This is a genomic window from Pantoea sp. XY16 (assembly GCF_025153065.1).
Lineage (GTDB): Bacteria > Pseudomonadota > Gammaproteobacteria > Enterobacterales > Enterobacteriaceae > Pantoea > Pantoea alfalfae.
Genome location: NZ_JANZNP010000006.1, coordinates 369,162 through 387,938, shown reverse-complemented (window position 1 = coordinate 387,938; position 18,777 = coordinate 369,162). Strand labels below are relative to the sequence as shown.

The 18,777-nt window shown below is 57.9% G+C and carries 19 protein-coding genes; 14 read left to right on the top strand and 5 right to left on the bottom strand.

Annotation, left to right across the window (positions count from 1 at the left end; genetic code table 11):
- Window positions 1–209: 209 nt before the first annotated feature.
- Complete coding sequence (gene sixA / locus N1689_RS11645; protein WP_260058935.1) at window positions 210–692, top strand: phosphohistidine phosphatase SixA; 483 nt, start codon at window positions 210–212, stop codon at window positions 690–692.
- A 29-nt stretch (window positions 693–721) separates the two neighbouring features.
- On the opposite strand, the gene smrB is transcribed toward sixA, so the two are convergent.
- A complete protein-coding gene (smrB, locus tag N1689_RS11640; protein ID WP_161733426.1) occupies window positions 722–1,270 on the bottom strand; it encodes an endonuclease SmrB in 549 nt (182 codons plus the stop codon).
- A 159-nt stretch (window positions 1,271–1,429) separates the two neighbouring features.
- Here smrB and prmB point away from each other — a divergent pair, with 159 nt between their 5' ends.
- From prmB to N1689_RS11610, 6 genes are read left to right on the top strand one after another with little or no spacing between them, the layout of a single operon-like run.
- On the top strand, window positions 1,430–2,362 hold the full coding sequence (prmB, locus tag N1689_RS11635) for a 50S ribosomal protein L3 N(5)-glutamine methyltransferase (RefSeq protein WP_033783751.1): 933 nt from the start codon (window positions 1,430–1,432) through the stop codon (window positions 2,360–2,362).
- A gap of 45 nt (window positions 2,363–2,407) precedes the next feature.
- Window positions 2,408–3,493, top strand: coding sequence for a chorismate synthase (gene aroC, locus N1689_RS11630; protein WP_161733424.1), 1,086 nt, complete (start codon window positions 2,408–2,410; stop codon window positions 3,491–3,493).
- Between the two features lie 4 nt (window positions 3,494–3,497).
- Complete coding sequence (gene mepA / locus N1689_RS11625; protein ID WP_161733422.1) at window positions 3,498–4,322, top strand: penicillin-insensitive murein endopeptidase; 825 nt, start codon at window positions 3,498–3,500, stop codon at window positions 4,320–4,322.
- Window positions 4,323–4,330: 8 nt separating this feature from the next.
- Window positions 4,331–5,134 carry a sulfite exporter TauE/SafE family protein gene (locus N1689_RS11620; RefSeq protein WP_161733420.1) on the top strand — a complete coding sequence of 268 codons (804 nt, stop codon included), beginning with the start codon at window positions 4,331–4,333 and terminating at the stop codon, window positions 5,132–5,134.
- Between the two features lie 19 nt (window positions 5,135–5,153).
- Window positions 5,154–5,699, top strand: a complete 546-nt coding sequence (locus N1689_RS11615) for an elongation factor P hydroxylase (RefSeq protein WP_161733418.1) — start codon at window positions 5,154–5,156, stop codon at window positions 5,697–5,699.
- Between the two features lie 32 nt (window positions 5,700–5,731).
- On the top strand, window positions 5,732–6,016 hold the full coding sequence (locus N1689_RS11610) for a YfcL family protein (RefSeq protein ID WP_003854283.1): 285 nt from the start codon (window positions 5,732–5,734) through the stop codon (window positions 6,014–6,016).
- A gap of 33 nt (window positions 6,017–6,049) precedes the next feature.
- Here N1689_RS11610 and mnmC read toward each other — a convergent pair whose 3' ends face one another.
- The gene (gene mnmC / locus N1689_RS11605; protein ID WP_260058933.1) at window positions 6,050–8,056 is read right to left on the bottom strand and encodes a bifunctional tRNA (5-methylaminomethyl-2-thiouridine)(34)-methyltransferase MnmD/FAD-dependent 5-carboxymethylaminomethyl-2-thiouridine(34) oxidoreductase MnmC; all 2,007 of its coding nucleotides are present in this window, start codon (window positions 8,054–8,056) and stop codon (window positions 6,050–6,052) included.
- Window positions 8,057–8,210: 154 nt separating this feature from the next.
- Here mnmC and fabB point away from each other — a divergent pair, with 154 nt between their 5' ends.
- A complete protein-coding gene (gene fabB, locus N1689_RS11600) occupies window positions 8,211–9,431 on the top strand; it encodes a beta-ketoacyl-ACP synthase I (RefSeq protein WP_033783746.1) in 1,221 nt (406 codons plus the stop codon).
- Window positions 9,432–9,721: 290 nt separating this feature from the next.
- Here the strand turns inward: fabB and N1689_RS11595 are convergent, their stop codons facing one another.
- Window positions 9,722–11,146, bottom strand: coding sequence for a PLP-dependent aminotransferase family protein (locus N1689_RS11595; protein WP_253419478.1), 1,425 nt, complete (start codon window positions 11,144–11,146; stop codon window positions 9,722–9,724).
- Window positions 11,147–11,233: 87 nt separating this feature from the next.
- On the opposite strand from N1689_RS11595, the gene N1689_RS11590 reads away from it, so the two are divergent.
- Window positions 11,234–11,677 carry a rhodanese-like domain-containing protein gene (locus N1689_RS11590; protein WP_161733411.1) on the top strand — a complete coding sequence of 148 codons (444 nt, stop codon included), beginning with the start codon at window positions 11,234–11,236 and terminating at the stop codon, window positions 11,675–11,677.
- 1 nt (window position 11,678) lies between these two features.
- Here the strand turns inward: N1689_RS11590 and flk are convergent, their stop codons facing one another.
- On the bottom strand, window positions 11,679–12,725 hold the full coding sequence (gene flk, locus N1689_RS11585; protein ID WP_161733409.1) for a flagella biosynthesis regulator Flk: 1,047 nt from the start codon (window positions 12,723–12,725) through the stop codon (window positions 11,679–11,681).
- A 213-nt stretch (window positions 12,726–12,938) separates the two neighbouring features.
- Window positions 12,939–13,838, bottom strand: coding sequence for a DMT family transporter (locus tag N1689_RS11580; protein ID WP_222925183.1), 900 nt, complete (start codon window positions 13,836–13,838; stop codon window positions 12,939–12,941).
- A gap of 108 nt (window positions 13,839–13,946) precedes the next feature.
- Between N1689_RS11580 and N1689_RS11575 the strand changes: the two genes are divergently transcribed.
- The 5 genes from N1689_RS11575 to N1689_RS11555 all read left to right on the top strand — a co-directional run bounded on the left by N1689_RS11575 (window position 13,947) and on the right by N1689_RS11555 (window position 18,723).
- Window positions 13,947–14,726 carry an AraC family transcriptional regulator gene (locus N1689_RS11575; protein WP_161733405.1) on the top strand — a complete coding sequence of 260 codons (780 nt, stop codon included), beginning with the start codon at window positions 13,947–13,949 and terminating at the stop codon, window positions 14,724–14,726.
- A 55-nt stretch (window positions 14,727–14,781) separates the two neighbouring features.
- Window positions 14,782–15,915 (top strand): 4-phosphoerythronate dehydrogenase PdxB, encoded by a 1,134-nt coding sequence (gene pdxB, locus N1689_RS11570; protein WP_161733403.1) that lies wholly within the window; start codon window positions 14,782–14,784, stop codon window positions 15,913–15,915.
- Between the two features lie 302 nt (window positions 15,916–16,217).
- Window positions 16,218–17,225, top strand: coding sequence for an aspartate-semialdehyde dehydrogenase (locus tag N1689_RS11565; protein WP_161733401.1), 1,008 nt, complete (start codon window positions 16,218–16,220; stop codon window positions 17,223–17,225).
- A gap of 2 nt (window positions 17,226–17,227) precedes the next feature.
- Window positions 17,228–18,031 (top strand): tRNA pseudouridine(38-40) synthase TruA, encoded by an 804-nt coding sequence (gene truA, locus N1689_RS11560; protein WP_222925184.1) that lies wholly within the window; start codon window positions 17,228–17,230, stop codon window positions 18,029–18,031.
- 29 nt (window positions 18,032–18,060) lie between these two features.
- Window positions 18,061–18,723, top strand: coding sequence for a DedA family protein (locus N1689_RS11555; protein WP_033783739.1), 663 nt, complete (start codon window positions 18,061–18,063; stop codon window positions 18,721–18,723).
- The last annotated feature ends 54 nt before the right edge of the window (window positions 18,724–18,777 follow it).

Genomic DNA, 18,777 nt, shown 5'->3' with positions numbered 1-18,777 from the left:
TCTGCTGTAAATGGAATAACCAATCCGATTCAGCGGGTTAGGAAAGCGCCGCCAGAGTGTGCGGCGCAGCATGATTCTGAGAAGCGCTTATTTAATAAACAACCGGTTGACTATACTGAAGCCATTAGGGTAAAACACAGCGTTCATTCGCAGAGTGAAGAGTCAGGCGCCAGGCGTCGGGCGATGTCGACAAACAACAGCGGTGCTTTATGCAAGTTTTTATCATGCGTCACGGCGATGCGGCTCTGGAAGCAGCCAGTGATTCAGTCAGGCCTTTAACCTTATGTGGCTGCAATGAATCACGCCAGATGGCCAACTGGCTCAACAGCCAGACGCCAGACATTGAGCGTGTCCTGGTGAGTCCCTATTTACGCGCGCAGCAAACCCTCGCGACCGTGCGGGAAGGTTTTCCCCTGCCGGAAAACCAGGATGTTCTGCCGGAGTTAACGCCGGGCGGCGATCCGGAAATGGTCGGGTGCTATCTGCAGACCCTGGCAAACGAAGGTGTGAAATCGGCGCTGGTGATCTCTCATTTACCATTGGTGGGATATTTAGTCTCTGAACTGTGCCCGCAGGAAGCCCCCCCCATGTTTGCCACTTCCGCTATTGCCTGCGTGGAATTCGATCCCGCGCAGCATGCCGGTAAACTACTGTGGCAGGTCAGTCCCAAAAAGCTGGCGAAAGCGATCTGACGTCTTTGGGCCGATCCTCCCGGCCCCTATCAGGGCAACTCAGGCGGTTGCCACTCCTCAATCTCAATTAAAACCAGCAGCGCGGCGTCACCGCCAAACAGCTTCGGCGCCTGGTGAAAAGCCATCACCCACGGATGCTGGGCCAGCCACAGCGGCGTCTGCTGCTTCAGAATATGCTTTCCATGACCGGTCATAACGCTGGCGCAGAACAGATGTTCACGGCGGCAGGCGGCGATCAGTGCGCCCAGTTCCTGCTTGGCCTGCTGCTGCGTTAAGCCATGCAGATCGAGGAAAATCTCCGGCGTATAGTCGCCACGACGCAGTTTTTTCAGCTCAAAGTGGCTGACATCGGCACGCACGTAGCGGGTGGCTCCTTCGGTGGAGAGCAGCGGCTGGAACTCATCCGAAAAGTAATGGCTGTTGTCCGCCTGCTCTGAAAGCAGTCGTTTTACCGGCAATACGCGGGTTTTAACCGGTAATTTATGCACGAAAGTATCTTGTTTCAACTGACGCGTGCCAGTCATTAACTGTCGAAACAGCGCCTGGTCATCCGGGCTTAAGGGTGTTTTTTTACTCATGACGGGTCAGTTATCTAAGAAAAGTCTGCTACACAGCATAGGCGATACCTTACCGATTAATGTCATTAAATGTCAGCTTTTTCACCTTGCTGCGCTGAATTCTCCCCGGCTTCATGGCACACTACTGGCCGATTTAGCAAAAGGCCTGCGGAGGGCTACGTGGACAAAATTTTCGTCGATGAGGCAGTGAACGAACTGCACACTATCCAGGACATGCTGCGCTGGGCGGTAAGCCGCTTTTCCGCTGCCGGAATCTGGTACGGGCATGGCACAGACAATCCCTGGGACGAAGCCGTTCAACTGGTCCTGCCGTCACTCTGGCTGCCGCTGGATATTCCTGAAGATATGCGCAGTGCGCGTCTCACCGCGAGCGAACGTCTTCTGATCGTTGAGCGCGTTATCCGTCGCGTTAACGAACGCATTCCGGTTGCCTATCTGACCAATAAAGCGTGGTTCTGCGGGCACGAATTCTTTGTCGATGAGCGCGTGCTGGTGCCGCGTTCACCGATTGGCGAACTGATTGAAAACCGCTTTGCCGGTCTGGTGAGCACACCGCCGCGTCATATTCTGGATATGTGTACCGGCAGCGGCTGTATCGCGATTGCCTGTGCCTATGCTTTCCCGGAAGCCGAAGTGGATGCCGTGGATATCTCCACCGGTGCGCTGGCGGTAGCCGAACAGAACATTGAAGAACATGGACTCATCCACCAGGTGACGCCGATTCGTGCTGACCTGTTCCGCGAACTGCCACAGCTGAAATATGATTTGATCGTCACCAATCCGCCGTACGTTGATGCGGAAGATATGGACGATCTGCCGAACGAATATCGCCACGAACCAGAGCTTGGCCTGGCAGCAGGTAGCGATGGCCTGAAGCTGGTGCGCCGTATTCTGGCCTGCGCGCCCGACTATCTTAGCGAGCAGGGCGTACTGGTCTGCGAAGTGGGCAACAGCATGGTGCACATGATCGAGCAGTATCCCGACGTGCCCTTTACCTGGCTGGAATTCGACAACGGCGGTGATGGCGTCTTCACGCTGACGCGCCAGCAGATTGTCGACGCACAACACCATTTCTCTTTTTATAAAGACTAAAAGTGGGGCGAAGCCTCGCCCGCCGAACTCTGACAAGGAAACAGCATGGCCGGAAACAGCATCGGGCAATTTTTTCGAGTAACGACCTTTGGCGAGTCCCACGGTCTGGCACTGGGCTGTATCGTTGACGGCGTGCCGCCAGGCATCCCGCTGACCGAAGCCGATATTCAGCATGACCTCGATCGCCGCCGTCCTGGCACTTCGCGCTATACCACGCAGCGCCGCGAGCCGGATCAGGTGAAAATTTTGTCCGGTGTCTTTGAGGGTGTGACCACCGGCACCTCGATCGGCCTGCTGATTGAGAACACCGATCAGCGCTCGCAGGATTACGGTGCCATCAAAGATCTCTTCCGTCCGGGCCATGCTGATTACACCTACGAGCAGAAGTATGGTCAGCGCGACTATCGTGGCGGCGGCCGCTCATCGGCGCGTGAAACCGCGATGCGCGTGGCGGCCGGGGCGATTGCCAAGAAATATCTGCAGATGAAACACGGTGTCGTGGTACGTGGCTATCTGTCACAGATTGGTGATGTCGCCTGTGAGCTGAAAGACTGGAGCATCGTGGAGCAGAACCCGTTCTTCTGTCCGGATGCCGATAAGCTCGAGGCGCTGGATGAACTGATGCGCGGCCTGAAAAAAGAGGGCGACTCCATCGGTGCTAAAGTCACAGTGATGGCAGATAACGTGCCACCAGGCCTGGGCGAGCCGGTCTTTGACCGACTGGACGCCGATCTGGCGCACGCGCTGATGAGTATCAATGCGGTGAAAGGCGTCGAAATTGGCGACGGCTTTGCGGTGGTTAACCAGCGCGGTAGTCAGCATCGTGATGAGATCCGCCACGACGGTTTTCAGAGCAATCACGCCGGCGGCATTCTGGGTGGTATCAGCAGCGGCCAGACCATCAGCGCCAATCTGGCGATGAAACCGACCTCCAGCATCACCGTGCCAGGTAAAACCATTACCCGCAACGGCGAAGAGGTGGAGATGATCACCAAAGGCCGTCACGATCCCTGCGTCGGGATCCGCGCGGTGCCGATCGCCGAGGCGATGATGGCGATCGTCCTGATGGATCATCTGCTGCGCCAGCGGGCGCAGAATGGTGACGTCAACAGCTCTGTACCGCGCTGGTGATGGCATGAAGGCGCTCCTGCTTACTCTTAATGCGCTGCTGATCAGCGCCTCCAGCCTGGCCGCAACGCCGTGGCAACAGATTCAGCAGCCGATCAGCGGCGCACCGCAGTCAATTGGTGGCTTTGCCAACGGCTGTATCGTCGGCGCGCAGGCACTGCCGCTCAATTCACCGCACTATCAGGTGATGCGTCAGGATCAGCGGCGCTATTTTGGCCATCCCGATCTGATTCAGTTTATTCAGCGGCTCAGCACCCAGGTGCATAACCTGCAACTGGGCAACGTGCTGATTGGCGACATGGGCATGGCGGCTGGCGGGCGCTTCAGCAGCGGTCACGCCAGTCACCAGACCGGCCTGGATGTGGATATCTGGCTGCAACTGCCAAAAACACGCTGGAGCGCGCAGCAACTGCTGAAGCCGCAGCCGCTGGATTTGGTTGGGCCGGGCGATAAGAATGTCATTGCGCGCCACTGGCAGCCGGAAATCGACAGCCTGATTAAACTGGCCGCAAAAGACGATGATGTTACACGGATCTTCGTCAATCCGGCGATTAAAAAGCAGCTTTGTGCGGATGCAGGTAACGATCGCGACTGGCTGAGAAAAGTGCGCCCGTGGTTCGCGCATCGTGCTCATATGCATGTGCGACTGCGCTGCCCTGCGGGCAGTATCGGCTGTGAAGATCAGCCCGCACCGCCTCCGGGCGATGGCTGTGGCGCAGAGCTGCAGAGCTGGTTCCTGCCGAAACAGCCGGGTTCTGGCGCGCCCGTGAAACGTGAGCCGCCGCCGTTACCGCCTGCCTGTCAGGCCCTGCTGGATAAACATTTACTGTAAGGGATTCCATGGAGTGGTTTGTTGTCAGCCCGCTGCTGGTCGGGCTGCTGTTTTTAATCGCCATGCTCGCCGGTTTCATTGACTCTATCGCCGGTGGCGGGGGGTTACTGACGGTGCCTTCACTGCTGGCGGCGGGCCTCTCTCCGGCGCAGGCGCTGGCGACCAATAAACTGCAATCGGTCGGCGGCTCGTTCTCCGCCAGTCTCTATTTTGTCCGGCGTGGAGCGGTCAATCTGAATGAGCAGTGGCTGAACATCGCCATGACGCTGTTGGGATCCATTCTGGGCGCGATACTGATTCAGCGACTGCAGGCTGATTTTCTGCGTCAGATGCTGCCGCTGTTTTTGATCGCGATTGGCCTGTGGTTCCTGCTGATGCCAAAGCTCGGTGAAGTGGATCAGGCACGCCGCCTGCATGGTCTGCCTTATGCGCTGGTGGGCGGCGGGGCAGTGGGCTTCTACGACGGATTTTTCGGGCCAGGCGCAGGCTCGTTTTATGCGCTGGCTTTCGTTACCCTCTGCGGCTACAACCTGGCCAAAGCGACCGCCCATGCCAAGGTGCTGAATTTCACCTCAAACATGGGCAGCCTGCTGTTCTTTATGTTCGGCGGCAAAGTGGTGTGGGGAACCGGTCTGATCATGATGCTCGGTGCCTTCTGCGGCGCGCGTCTGGGCGCACGACTGGTGCTGAGCCGCGGACAGAAATTGATCCGCCCGATGGTGGTGATTGTCTCTGCCGTCATGAGCATTAAATTACTGTGGGACAGCCACGGCAGCGACGTTGTGGCCTGGCTTACCACGCTGCATTCGTAACCTGAAACGCGATACCGTCATGAACCCGACCCATCATTATGAACAGCTGATCACGCTGTTTGATCGCTGCTTCAGCGATGAATTTCAGACCCGTCTAATTAAAGGCGACGATGAACCGATCTATCTTCCTGCTGATACGGAGTCGCCGTGGAACCGTGTGGTGTTTGCCCACGGCTTTTACGCCAGCGCTCTGCATGAGATCTCGCACTGGTGCATTGCCGGTGAAGCACGCCGCAAACTGGTCGATTTTGGCTACTGGTACTGCCCGGATGGCCGAGACGCGCTGACCCAGAGTCAGTTTGAAGCGGTTGAAGTGAAGCCGCAGGCGCTGGAGTGGATGTTTTGTATGGCGGCAGGCTTTCCCTTCAACGTGAGTTGTGACAATCTCGACGGAGATTGTGAGCCGGATCGCATTGCGTTCCAGCGTAAAGTGCATGCTCAGGTCATGAGCTATCTGACGTCGGGCATTCCCGACCGTCCCGCGCGTTTTATTACCGCTCTGGCGAAATTTTATGGCAGGCCTTCGCTCACCGCGTCGCAGTTTCCCTGGCCGGACGATCTGTGATGCAGGAAGGTATTATTAATAGAGGAATTGAGATGATCGCAGAATTTGAAGCGCGTATTCTGGCCCTGATTGACGACATGGTCGAGCATGCCAGCGATGATGAGCTGTTCGCCAGCGGTTATCTGCGCGGGCATCTGACACTGGCTGTGGCCGAAGTGGAGCAACTGGGCGAACATACGCCAGAAGCGCTGCAGATTCAGGTCTCCCGCAGTCTGCAAAATGCTATCGCTGCCGGAGAACTCTCACCGCGCGACCAGGCATTAGTGGTCGGAATGTGGGACAACCTGTTTGTTCAGGCACGCCAGCTCTCCGCATAACGTTGCAGGGCGGCGTGCCGCCCTCAGCATCGGCTAAACTGCTTTTCCCTTCAGTAATTTTCTCACCCAGTAGCGATTCGGATTAAGCGCTGCCAGTGTACTCACGTCCAGCGGCTGCGGTTCGCCCGTCAGCTGAGCTGCCAGTACTTCGGCTGCCAGCGGTGCACTGCACAGGCCGCGCGATCCCAGCGCACCAAACAGGTACAGGCCCGCCAGATCGGGCGCATCAGCGATATCGTGACTTGCGGCCAGCTGCGCCGGTAAATCAGCGTACTGCACCAGCGTAGCGTCATAATCCGGCGCACCGCCCACCATCGGCAGGTGATCCCGCGTGGCGCAGCGCACACCCATTCTCGCCTCGCCGTCACTGACATCCACGCTCTCTGCCCAGCGACGGTCAGGCAGGCAATCCAGTAGTCGGCTGCGGTTCTCCTGCTGATCCTCTTCCCGGTAATCTATTGCGGTTTCGCCACGATGATAGCTGGCACCGATACAGTGGGTGCCAAACTGCGGGCTGACGGGCGTCAGGTAGCCGTCGTAACAGAGCACGGTCTGCAGCGCGTCGAGACCTGGGGTTGAAGGAACATGGCTCACCTGACCGGCCACCGGATAGGTCGGCAGCGGGGCGCTTTGCGCAACGTCGGCAATCGCATGGCCGTTAGCCAGCACCACTGTCGGATGACGGACCGCGGGGCGATCGCTGAACGTCAGCGTCCAGTGATCATCATCCCGTGAAAGGCTGCTCACCCGGTGTAGCCAGTGAATGCGCAATCCCTGGGTTTCACCATAAGCCAGCATCGCGGTGGTCAGTTCGGCCGGTGAGAGCCAGCCACCTTCCGGGTAGAAAATGCCGCTGCAGCCATGATCAACATTTGCCAGTGTCTCCGCCTCTGCGACATCCACGCCACGAGCGATGGATTCAGGCAGGCCCATCGCCAGCATCTGATCAATCTTCTTACGACTTTTCTCATCCCAGTCGAGCTGCAGCACACCGCTCCAGTGATGCTCATAGTGGACGGTTAACTGATCGTAGAGCCGCCGGGCGAAGCTGAAGGCCGCCGGGAAAAAGGTGGCGAGCGCCGGGTCGTGCTGGTTGAGCAGCGGATAGAGCGCGCCCTGACGATTACCGGACGCGCCCAGCGCGGGTGCTTCGTCGGCACAGTAAAGGGTGACCTGCCAGCCGCGACGCAGCAGCGCCAGCGCTAAGGTGGCACTGGCGACGCCGCCGCCAATCAGGGCAACATCACGCTGCTCCGCAGATTGACGATGATACCAGGGCTGCGGACTGGGTAACGGAGGCGCATCCTGCAACGGCCCGCACAGCATTTCGCGCTTGGGACCAAATCCTTTGCGGCGGATAACGTCAAAGCCTGCCTGCTGCAGGCCGCGCCGGACAATACCTGCGGCGGTAAAGGTCGCGAAGGTCCCTTGTGGACGCGCCAGTTTTGCCATCATGCTGAACAGTTCCGGCGTCCACATATCCGGGTTCTTCGACGGCGCGAAACCATCCAGGAACCAGGCATCCACCTGACGATGCAGGCTCTCATCCAGCTCTTCCATCAGCTGGTTGATATCGCCCAGCCAGAGATCGAGCGTGATCCGTCCCCCGTCAAACAGCAAACGCTGGCAGCCGGGCAGGGCCGCAGGCCACTGCGCCTGCAGCGTTTCGGCCCAGGGAGCCAGTTCCGGCCAGTGCTGCTGCGCAGCAGCCAGGTCTTCACGGGTTAACGGAAATTTCTCAAAGCTGATGAAATGCAGACGTTTTAAAGTGGCATCGGGCTGTTCACGCTGAAACGTATCGAACGCCTGCCACAGCGTCAGAAAGTTGAGGCCGGTACCAAAACCGCTTTCCGCCACGATCAGCAGATCGCGCGGATGCTCTGCAAAACGATCGGGAAAACCGTTGCCGCCAAGGAAGACATAACGTGTCTCTTCCAGACCATTGTCATTAGAGAAATAGACGTCGCCAAACGCTCGGGAAACAGGTGTACCCTGTTCATTCCAGTTTAGCTGTGCATGTTCAACCGGGGTTAGTTTCACGGTAAAGGCTCGTTTTTCAGGCAGTGGCGCGATTCTAACGACCCACGTGACATGACGCAAATTTACAAAAGGAAATAGCTGATCGGACTTGTTCGGCGTACAAGTGTACGCTAGAGTGCATGCCAATTAAGAAGAAGTGGATGAGGAAGATTGAATGAAACGTGCTGTGATTACTGGCTTAGGGATCGTTTCCAGTATTGGTAATAACCAGCAAGAGGTGCTGTCATCTCTGCGTGAAGGACGCTCTGGCATCACCTTTTCTGAAGAGATGAAAGATTCCGGCATGCGTAGTCACGTCTGGGGTAACGTTAAATTAGATACCACCGGCCTCATCGATCGCAAAGTTGTGCGTTTTATGAGTGATGCGTCCATCTATGCTTATCTTTCCATGGAAGAAGCGATTAAAGATTCCGGCCTCACCACTGAAATGTATCAGAGTAACCCACGTGTGGGTCTGATTGCGGGTTCAGGCGGCGGTTCTCCACGCTTCCAGGTGTTTGGTGCGGATGCTATGCGCAGCCCACGCGGCCTGAAAGCGGTTGGCCCCTATGTGGTCACCAAAGCGATGGCCTCTGGCGTTTCTGCCTGCCTCGCCACGCCATTCAAAATTCATGGCGTAAACTACTCGATTAGCTCTGCCTGTGCCACCTCAGCGCACTGTATCGGTAATGCCGTTGAGCAGATTCAGCTCGGCAAACAGGATATCGTTTTTGCGGGTGGCGGCGAAGAGCTGTGCTGGGAAATGGCCTGTGAGTTCGATGCTATGGGCGCGCTCTCTACCCGTTACAACGACACGCCAGAGAAAGCGTCACGTACTTATGACAATGAGCGCGACGGCTTTGTTATCGCTGGTGGCGGCGGCATGGTGGTGGTGGAAGAGCTGGAGCATGCGCTGGCTCGCGGAGCACACATCTATGCCGAAATCGTCGGTTACGGTGCGACGTCAGACGGTGCAGACATGGTTGCACCATCAGGTGAAGGCGCAGTGCGCTGCATGAAGATGGCGATGAACGGTGTCGATACACCAATCGACTATCTGAACAGCCACGGAACCTCTACTCCGGTGGGTGATGTGAAAGAGCTGGGTGCGATTCGTGAAGTGTTTGGCGATAACACGCCTTACATCTCAGCGACCAAAGCGATGACCGGCCACTCACTGGGTGCGGCGGGCGTGCAGGAAGCGATTTACTCGCTGCTGATGCTGGAACATGGTTTTATTGCGCCAAGCATCAACATCACCTCGCTGGACGCCGCTGCAACCGGTATGAACATCGTCACTGCGCCGATGGAAAAAGAGCTGACCACCGTGATGTCTAACAGCTTTGGTTTCGGCGGCACCAACGCCACCCTGACCATGCGTAAATATCAGGCGTAATCATTACGTCAGTACGCTGAAGGGCCGGCTTGCCGGCCCTTTTTGTTTTTGGTGAACATGCTTCGCTGCAACGCATTGTATGCTCAGGGAACACGGGCAGATCGGAAAGACGCTAAAGCCAATCCCTGGCCGCTCGGCCCGCGCCGTCCATGGCGCGGGACGCTTTCCTCCTCTGCCCCTATTCCCTGCGCGTTGTGCTACAGTGTTGCGGTAAGATACATCCTGAATGGGGTTGGTCAGTCGTCTGACGTTTTACAGCCCATCCGCGTTACCTCGTTCAACCCTCCGTTTTAGCCCTCCCGCTGCAGCAGCCGCAGCAATGTATTGCATCCTGCCACAATCTCGTCAGGCGTCAGTGCGGCAAAGCCCAGCATCCAGCCTTGCTGAGACGAAGGCCCGGCATAGAGTGGGCTCAGACGCGGCAGCAGCAAACCCTGTTGAGCCGCCAGTGCGCTTAATCGCGCTTCATCCTGTTGCAGTCTGACAGTTACCTGTAATCCGCCGCTGCTGACAATCGGCGTGATCCAGGGCGAGAGCCGCTGAGCAATCTGCTCGAGTAACCGATCGCGACGGCTGCGATAGAGTTGACGCATCAGCCGCAGATGGCTGGCGAAATGTCCCTGCTGCAGGAAGGCAGCGGTGACAGCCTGCGGTAGCAGGGCGCTATGCCCATCAAGCACGCTGCGTGCCTGACCAATGGGCGTAATCAGCGCGGGCGGCACGACCATCCACGCCAGGCGCAGAGAGGGAAACAGCGATTTCGAAAAGGTGCCCAGCGTGATCACCCGCTGATGGCGATCCAGTCCCTGCAGTGCCGGAACAGGGCGATCATCATAATGAAACTCACTATCGTAATCATCTTCGATTAACCAGCATTGGTTGCGCTGCGCCCAGTCGAGCCACGCCAGACGCCGCGACAGGCTGAGCGTGACGCCAGTTGGATAATGATGCGAGGGTGTCAGATACATCAGCTTCGCACTGCCGCTGGCGGGGACAGCACCTTCGGCATCGACCTCAATGCCGCGCACCTGTGCGCCTGTGGCCCTGAAGGCGTTGCGCGCGCCAGGATAGCCAGGCTCCTCCATCCACACCGCATCACCGGGATCGACGAACATCATCGCCAGTAACTGCAGCGCCTGCTGTGAACTTGTCAGAATGATCACCTGCTCTGGCTGGCACGCTACGCCTCGTGAGAGCGCCAGATAATCAGCGAGTGCGCTGCGTAACGGCAGGTAGCCGCAGGGATCGCCATATCCCATTGCCGCGCTGCCCAGGGAACGCTGTACGCTGCTGCTCAGGCGTCGCCAGGTGTTGTGGGGAAAAGCGCGTAACTCCGGTGAACCGGCGGCGAATGCGTGCGGAAAAGGGGGATCCTGACAGCCACCGGTTGCCAGAACCTGCTGGCCCCGCGCCGAGAAGCGGACGGGCTGAGGCCGGGCAGGTAATGATGATGAATAGGAGGGGATGATGATGGCAACAAAAGTACCGCGACCGGTCTCGCGTCGCAGATAGCCTTCACTTTCCAGCTGTCCGTAGGCCGCTTCCACCGTCACACGTGACAGACGCAGATCCTGCGCCAGCTGCCGGCTGGAGGGTAACTGCTGACCGGCGTGCAGATGATGCCGGTTGATCGCCAGTCGCAGGGTAGAGCAGAGCCGCTCACGCACGCCGCCACTGGCCTGGTGCTGGAAAAGTTGTAACCACGGTGAAGGCATATGGGTCTTAACCCTGCTGGATAATGGGTATCAGTAAGCAGTCCACTTTGCCGTAAACTGCAGCTTCATCACAACAGGAGAATCGCTATGTCATCGGTTTTACAGATTCCGGCCGCCACGCCGCAGCAAAGCCTCGACTATCTGCAGGCCAAACTCGCTTATTACACCGACGCCTGGGATCTGGCGGAAGATCTGGCCCGTCAGGCACCAGAAATTGTGGTGATCGATGCCCGTGCGCCGGAGGCTTATCGCGCCGGTCATATCTGCGGCGCGATAAATTTTCCGCATCGCGGGATGGATGCCAGCACGACGGCGCGGCTTGACCGCAGCAAAGTGTATGTCACCTATTGTGACGGTATTGGCTGTAACGGCTCGACGAAAGCGGCATGGAAACTGGCATCGCTGGGATTTCAGGTGAAGGAGTTAATTGGCGGGCTGGATTTCTGGAAACGTGACGGTCATCCGCTGACCTGGGGTGATGCAGCGGGCGAATGGCCTGCCGCCGCGCCCATAGCATCCTGCGGCTGCTGACTCAGAGTACCAGCCAGAGTAAAAGGGTGATGACCCCCAGTGCGACAAAAAATCCCAGCAGGGGACGCTGCGCCAGCGGCTGTATCGCGGGCGGCAGCGATGCCACAAAGGGTGACCAGATCGGCTGAGGTTTAATCTCGCTGGGTGCAAGCGGCTGCTCAAGAAGTTTTTCTGCCCGGTCAGCGCGACGGCTGAACAGGAAGTTCAGCAGATCCTGCGTCTGTGCAGTGGTCAGAACCATCTGCGGCGTCGCCTGAAAACGCTGCTGGCTGTAATCTTCCAGTTGCTGCCGTTCCTGCTGATCGAGCGGCTGCTTCAGGGACGCTTCCAGCAGTTGCAGCGTCGGTGCACTGTGCTGACTCAGCGTCTGGCGTACCTGCAGATACTGTGTCAGCAGCGGAAAGTGGCGTGAGGGGATCGGATCGCCGCTGGTCAGATTCACCAGTTTCAGCGCTGCCGACCACAGCTTACCGGTGGATTCGCCGGTGGCGGCGGCCAGGCGCACCACCTGCTGATTCAGGGTATGGTGCTCGGCAGGGAGCAGCGTGCGATCGCTGACGCGGATCTGCTGCGGCTGGGGAATCGTCATCTGCCCGTTCTGCAGCATCGTCAGCACCTGGCGCAGCTGATCCTGACTCAGCGCGCTCAGGACGGTCTGACCAAACTGCTGACGGATAAAATCACTGACGGCCTGACGGTTATTACCTTTCGGCAGTAGCTCGGTGAGCTGAGTCATCAGCTGGCGGGTGCCATGTCCGTTCTGCGCCTGCGTCAGGCGACCATTCAGATACTGTTCCGCAGCCGGAAAATGACGCGACTGTAACTCCGCTTCACTCTTTACGCCCACTTCATGACGGACGCCCGCCCAGAGTTCAGGCGCTTTAAGAGTGCTGAGCGATGAGATACGCACGATCAGGCGTTCTAACGTCGTGCGCTGAGCAGGGGAGAGTGGCTGTTCACCCGCCACAGAACCGTGACGGGTCACACCGGTTTGCGGATTGACAGATGAACGATCGACCGGCGCACCGGGGCCGCTGAGAGGTTGCATGGCGGATTCCTTGGGAAAACAGAACAGCGTGGGGTGCGCCGGAAAACGAATAGGCCATGATAGCAAAAGCCCCCGGGAAATCCCACGGGGGACTCGCGTTTCGGCGCGAGATTTACGCTTGAGTTGTGAACCTCAGCCGCCTTTATTTACCACCCTCTTTAGCTGCATCTTCACTCACCGCAGCCAGACTCCTTAATCGGCAGAAGGTATGATTCAGGATGGTGGCTGAATGACCGGTTTGTGCCGGGTTAGTGGCGTCCGCAGTCGCTGCGCCAGTATGACACCGCCCAGCGTCAGACCACCGCCAATCCAGTGGTAACTGTGCAGTTGCTCGTGCAGAAACAGCACGGCGATCAATGCGGTAAACAGCGGCGTCAGATTCATAAAGATGCTGGTGGTGCTGGCACCAAGGCGCTGCACGCCATGGATCCACAAAAAAGGCGCGATGATGGAGGCGAACAGCCCGGCAAACGCTACCAGTGGCAGGTTATGCCAGTTAAGCGACACGTCTGGTGCCAGTAAAAAGCCGGGCAGCAACAGCAGTACGCCGAATACGATCTGCACATAGAGACTCTGCCAGATTGGCAATGGCAGCGCCCAGCGTTTCGTCAGGACGCCATACAGCGCATAGGAGGTGGAAGCGGCCAGCATCATCAGTTCACCTTTGCCCATGCCATGATTCAGCAACTGCATCACGTCACCCTGACTGACCAGCCACACGAGTCCGCAAAAAGAGAGAATACTGCCGAGCAGGATACCGAGCGTTGGCGCAATCCGAAGGATAACCACGCTCAGCAGTACGGTGAGCAGCGGGATCAGCGCGCCAATAATGCCCATAAACAGTGCGCTGACACTATGTGCCGCGTAATAGGCAAGACTCTGATAGAGCACCATACCGAGCAGCCCAAGGATCGCCAGCCGCCACAGATGCGGTTTGATGATCTTACGCGAGCGCCACACGCCAGGCAGCACAAAGGGAGTAAGTACCAGCAGTGCCAGCAGCCAGCGATAGAATGAGATCGCTGCCGGATCGATCGCACTGGCCGACAGTTTGCTGACAATTGAGTTGATCGACCAGATCATCACCGCAAAGAGCGGGTACAGGAAAAACATGCTGACTCTCCATACGTCATTACACGCCATTGATGAGGCGCAGTGTACGCTTGTCCGGATTTATTCAGATAGTTAATATCGGACAAAATGAGCGAATGAGCGGACAGAATGAGCCTGAAAGTGACCTACCAGCCGCCGGTGAATGCGCCGCAGTTACGCTACTTTATGCGTTATGAACAGGCCAATGCCCGCACCGAATATCTGCCGCATGCGCATGCCTGGGGCCAGCTGATCATGGTGAAAAGCCACGTCCTGGAGATGCAGGTCGAGGGCGAGCGCTTGCTGACGCCGGCCGATATTCCGGTCTGGATCCCGCCGGGTCAGCTGCACAGTAGCTATAACCATCGTCAGGCGCAGTTTCGCACCTTTAATCTGGCGTCACCGCTCTGCGCCGACTTACCCCGGCGCGCCTGTCTGATGCTGATAGATCCCATTGCACACGCCATCATGGACGATTTCGCTGAGCAGCAAATCGAGCAACCCGCAACGGATGCCCAGTGGCGGCTGTGCGAGGTGCTGCGCGATCGCCTGAAGCTGGCGCAGGTGCAGGAGAGTTATCTGCCGACTTCAGATGATAAATTTCTGGCGCCTGTGTTACATGCGCTGGAAGCGCATCCGGGCGATAACACCACGCTGGCGGGCTGGGCGGCGCGGGTCTTTACGACCGAACGGACGCTGGCGCGGCGCTGCCAGCAGCATCTGCATATGACGTTTGGTGAGTGGCGGCAGCGTCTGCGGTATCTTCGCGCCATCGTACTGCTCGAGCAGGGAGAAAGCGTGCAGAGTATCGCCCATGAGCTGGGATACAGTTCCGCCTCGGCGCTGATTGTGATGTTCCAGCAACAGGCAGGCACCACGCCCGATCGCTACCGTGCGCGGTTAGGCTAACGCGTCGCTTTGTGCCAGAATAATTGCCTCACATGTAACAGACAGGAAAGCCGTGGTGAAAATTCTGGTCGATGAAAATATGCCTTATGCCCGTGAGTTATTCAGTCGCACCGGCGTCGTGGTCGCGGTGCCGGGGCGTCCGCTGCCAGTGGCTGAGCTGGCCGATGCCGATGGCCTGATGGTGCGCTCCGTCACCCAGGTGAATGAATCGCTGCTGGCAGGAAAACCGGTGAGGTTTGTCGGCACCGCGACGGCGGGCACCGATCATATCGACGAGAACTGGCTGCAGCAGGCGGGCGTTGCGTTTTCAGCCGCTCCCGGCTGTAACGCTATTGCGGTGGTGGAATATGTTTTCTCTGCGCTGCTGATGCTGGCGGAGCGCGATGGTTTTGAGCTGCGTGACCGCACAGTCGGCATCGTTGGTGTGGGTAACGTCGGCGGGCGGCTGCAAAAGCGTCTTGAGGCCTGGGGCATCAAAACCCTGTTGTGCGATCCGCCACGCGCCGATCGCGGTGACGAAGGCGATTTTCTGTCCCTGGAGGCGGTGACAGCGCAGGCAGATATTCTGACCTTCCACACGCCGCTGTTTAAAGACGGCCCCTACAAAAGCTGGCATCTGGCGGATGCAGCGCTGCTGATGGCGCTGAAGCCCAACACCATCCTGATTAACGCCTGTCGCGGCCCGGTAGTGGACAATAGCGCGCTGCTGGAGGTGCTGAAAATGCGCCATGACCTGAGCGTAGTGCTGGATGTCTGGGAACCGGAGCCGGATCTCTCGCTGGCGCTGCTGGATAAGGTCGACATCGCCACGCCGCACATCGCGGGCTACACGCTGGAAGGCAAAGCTCGTGGCACCACTCAGGTCTTTGAAGCCTGGTGCGACTTTATTGGTCAGCCGCAGCAGGTGCCGCTCAGCACCTTACTGCCGGAGCCGGAATTCAGTGAAATTACCCTGAATGGCTCGCTGGATCAGCCAACACTGAAACGTCTGGCGCATCTGGTGTATGATGTGCGCCGCGATGATGCCCCGCTACGTAAAGTGGCGGCGAAACCCGGCGAGTTTGATCGCCTGCGCAAGCAGTATCTGGAGCGCCGCGAGTGGTCTTCGCTGCAGGTAAGCTGCGATGACGCCTCAACGGCTGAGATGCTGAACCAGCTGGGCTTTAACGCAATCTACTCCCCAGAATAGCGGGCGCTGAAGGTCAGGCGCCCTGGCGCGGTTTCCGCACTGAATTAATCAGTGAACGGAAGGCGCGCGCTGCTGGCATGTCTGCATGACGGCGGGTTCTGGGGGGATATACCCAATGGATTTCGGGTTGCATTGAGGCGGCAAGAGAACGAATCCCGATGAGCTTACTCAGGTAAGTGATTCGGGTGAGTGAACGCAGCCAACAAAGATGCAACGTGAAAGACGACGGGGATAAATCTGAATCCCTGGGCGGTGAATATCACCGCCTTCTGTTTTTATGTCATTGTCTGGAGTAAACCAACATGTCTGACGGCTGGAATATTGCGCTACTTGGCGCGACAGGCGCAGTAGGGAACGCTGTACTGGAACTGCTGGCGGAACGCCAGTTCCCGGTTGGTGAATTATATTTGCTGGCCAGCGAAAACAGTGCGGGTGAAATCAAACGTTTCGAAGGCCGCTCGGTGCGGGTCGATAATGCAGAGACGTTCGACTGGTCACAGGCGCAGCTGGCCTTTTTCGTCGCGGGCCGTGACGCTTCGGCACGTTTTGCCGACGAAGCGGCCAATGCCGGTTGTCTGGTGATCGACAGCAGCGAGCTGTTTGCGCTGGAACCCGATGTGCCGCTGGTGGTGCCGGATGTGAATCCGCAGGTGCTGGCAGATTATCGCAATCGCAACATCATCAGCGTGGCGGACAACCTGGTGAGCCAGTTGCTGACCGCGATTAAACCGCTGGTAGATGCGGCCGGGCTGAGCCGTTTACAGGTGACGAATCTGATCTCGGTTTCCAGCTACGGCAAAGTGGCAGTCGATGCGCTGGCGGGGGAAAGTGCCCGCCTGCTCAACGGTATTCCGGCTGATGAACATCACTTTGGTCGTCAGCTGGCGTTTAACCTGATGCCACAACAGGCCGACGCAGAAGGTAGCGTGGAGAGTGAACGCCGTCTGATTGATCAGGTGCGCAAAGTCCTGCAGGACGAAGGCTTGCCCATTGCGGTCAGCAGCGTACAGGCTCCGGTGTTCTACGGTAACGCGCAGATTGTGCATATCGAAAACCTGCGCCCGCTCTCTGCGGAAGAAGCGCGTGCCGAGCTGGCGCTGGCGTCAGATATTCGTCTGAGCGAAGAGGATGACGTGCCGACGCCAGTGACGGATGCCTCAGGCAACGGCGAACTGAGCATCGGCGCTGTGCGCAACGACTACGGTATTCCAGAGCTGCTGCAGTTCTGGTCAGTGGCGGACAACATTCGTTTTGGTGGCGCGCTGATGGCGGTGAAAACCGCTGAGAAACTGGTTCAGGAGTATCTGTAACCATGTCCGATGGTCAGACGAAAAAACTGGCGCTCGGCATCGAGTATGACGGCAGCCGTTACTACGGCTGGCAGCGCCAGAATGAAGTTCGCAGCGTGCAGGAAAAGGTAGAGCGCGCGCTGTCGAAGGTCGCCGATCACCCGGTCAGCATTTTTTGTGCTGGTCGTACCGATGCGGGCGTGCACGGGACGGGGCAGGTGGTCCATTTCGAGACGACCTCGCAGCGGCCTGATAGCGCCTGGACGCTGGGCGTCAACGCCAATCTGCCGCCGGATATTGCAGTGCGCTGGGTGAAAGCGGTGCCGGATGAATTTCATGCCCGCTTCAGCGCCACGGCCCGACGCTATCGCTACCTGATCTACAATCAGCGCCTGCGTCCGGCGGTGCTGGCACAGGGCGTGACGCACTTCTACCATCCACTGGATGCAGAGAAGATGCAGCGCGCCGGGCAATGTTTGTTAGGCGAGAATGATTTCACTTCATTCCGCGCAGTGCAGTGCCAGTCACGTACACCCTGGCGCAACGTGATTCACCTCAATGTAATGCGTCAGGGTCCCTATGTGATTGTGGATATTAAAGCCAACGCTTTTGTGCATCACATGGTGCGCAATATCGTGGGCAGCCTGATGGAGATAGGCTGCGGCAATAAGCCGGAGTCATGGATGGCAACGCTGCTGGCGGCGAAGGATCGGACATTAGCCGCAGCCACAGCCCGGGCAGAAGGGTTGTATCTGGTGGCGGTGGATTACCCACCCCACTTTGCGTTACCACAGCCGTCGATGGGACCGTTGTTCCTTGCGGATTAATTCACTTTCAGGACTTAAAAGGGCGCGCTATGGAGTTTCTCCATTTTCTGGTCGATTTTATTCTGCACATCGATGTGCATCTGGCCGAGCTGGTTGCACAGTACGGTATCTGGATTTACGCTATTTTGTTCCTGATTTTGTTCTGCGAAACCGGGCTGGTTGTGACGCCATTCCTGCCGGGCGATTCGCTGCTGTTTGTTGCGGGCGCACTGGCTGCACTGCCGGGTAACGATCTCAATGTGCATGTGATGGTGGCGTTGTTAGTGGTGGCCGCGGTGCTGGGCGATGCGGTGAACTATACCATTGGCCGCCTGTTTGGCGAACGGCTGTTCAGTAACCCGAACTCGAAGATTTTCCGTCGTAGTCATCTGGATAAAACCCATGCGTTTTATGCCCGTCACGGTGGAAAAACCATTATCCTGGCGCGCTTTGTGCCAATTGTCCGCACGTTTGCCCCGTTTGTTGCCGGTATGGGCCATATGTCCTATCGCCATTTCGCGCTGTTCAACGTAACGGGTGCGCTGTTATGGGTGCTGCTGTTCTCCTATGCCGGCTACCTGTTTGGCGATCTGCCGGTGGTGCAGGAAAACCTGAAGCTGCTGATTGTGGGCATTATCCTGGTCTCGATTCTGCCGGGTGTGATTGAAGTCTGGCGTCATCGCCGTCAGGCGAAGCAGCAGAAGCTGCCGTAAGACTTCGCTCAGGGGTAAGACCAGATTTTTATCCACAGTCTGAACAGGTTGTGG

Bases quoted from the DNA above. Each gene is read 5' to 3' on its own strand.
- sixA (WP_260058935.1), top strand. From the start codon at position 210: ATGCAAGTTTTTATCATGCGTCACGGCGATGCGGCTCTGGAAGCAGCC.
- smrB (WP_161733426.1), bottom strand. From the start codon at position 1,270: ATGAGTAAAAAAACACCCTTAAGCCCGGATGACCAGGCGCTGTTTCGA.
- aroC (WP_161733424.1), top strand. From the start codon at position 2,408: ATGGCCGGAAACAGCATCGGGCAATTTTTTCGAGTAACGACCTTTGGC.
- mepA (WP_161733422.1), top strand. From the start codon at position 3,498: ATGAAGGCGCTCCTGCTTACTCTTAATGCGCTGCTGATCAGCGCCTCC.
- N1689_RS11620 (WP_161733420.1), top strand. From the start codon at position 4,331: ATGGAGTGGTTTGTTGTCAGCCCGCTGCTGGTCGGGCTGCTGTTTTTA.
- N1689_RS11615 (WP_161733418.1), top strand. From the start codon at position 5,154: ATGAACCCGACCCATCATTATGAACAGCTGATCACGCTGTTTGATCGC.
- N1689_RS11610 (WP_003854283.1), top strand. From the start codon at position 5,732: ATGATCGCAGAATTTGAAGCGCGTATTCTGGCCCTGATTGACGACATG.
- fabB (WP_033783746.1), top strand. From the start codon at position 8,211: ATGAAACGTGCTGTGATTACTGGCTTAGGGATCGTTTCCAGTATTGGT.
- N1689_RS11595 (WP_253419478.1), bottom strand. From the start codon at position 11,146: ATGCCTTCACCGTGGTTACAACTTTTCCAGCACCAGGCCAGTGGCGGC.
- N1689_RS11590 (WP_161733411.1), top strand. From the start codon at position 11,234: ATGTCATCGGTTTTACAGATTCCGGCCGCCACGCCGCAGCAAAGCCTC.
- flk (WP_161733409.1), bottom strand. From the start codon at position 12,725: ATGCAACCTCTCAGCGGCCCCGGTGCGCCGGTCGATCGTTCATCTGTC.
- N1689_RS11580 (WP_222925183.1), bottom strand. From the start codon at position 13,838: ATGTTTTTCCTGTACCCGCTCTTTGCGGTGATGATCTGGTCGATCAAC.
- N1689_RS11575 (WP_161733405.1), top strand. From the start codon at position 13,947: ATGAGCCTGAAAGTGACCTACCAGCCGCCGGTGAATGCGCCGCAGTTA.
- N1689_RS11565 (WP_161733401.1), top strand. From the start codon at position 16,218: ATGTCTGACGGCTGGAATATTGCGCTACTTGGCGCGACAGGCGCAGTA.
- truA (WP_222925184.1), top strand. From the start codon at position 17,228: ATGTCCGATGGTCAGACGAAAAAACTGGCGCTCGGCATCGAGTATGAC.
- N1689_RS11555 (WP_033783739.1), top strand. From the start codon at position 18,061: ATGGAGTTTCTCCATTTTCTGGTCGATTTTATTCTGCACATCGATGTG.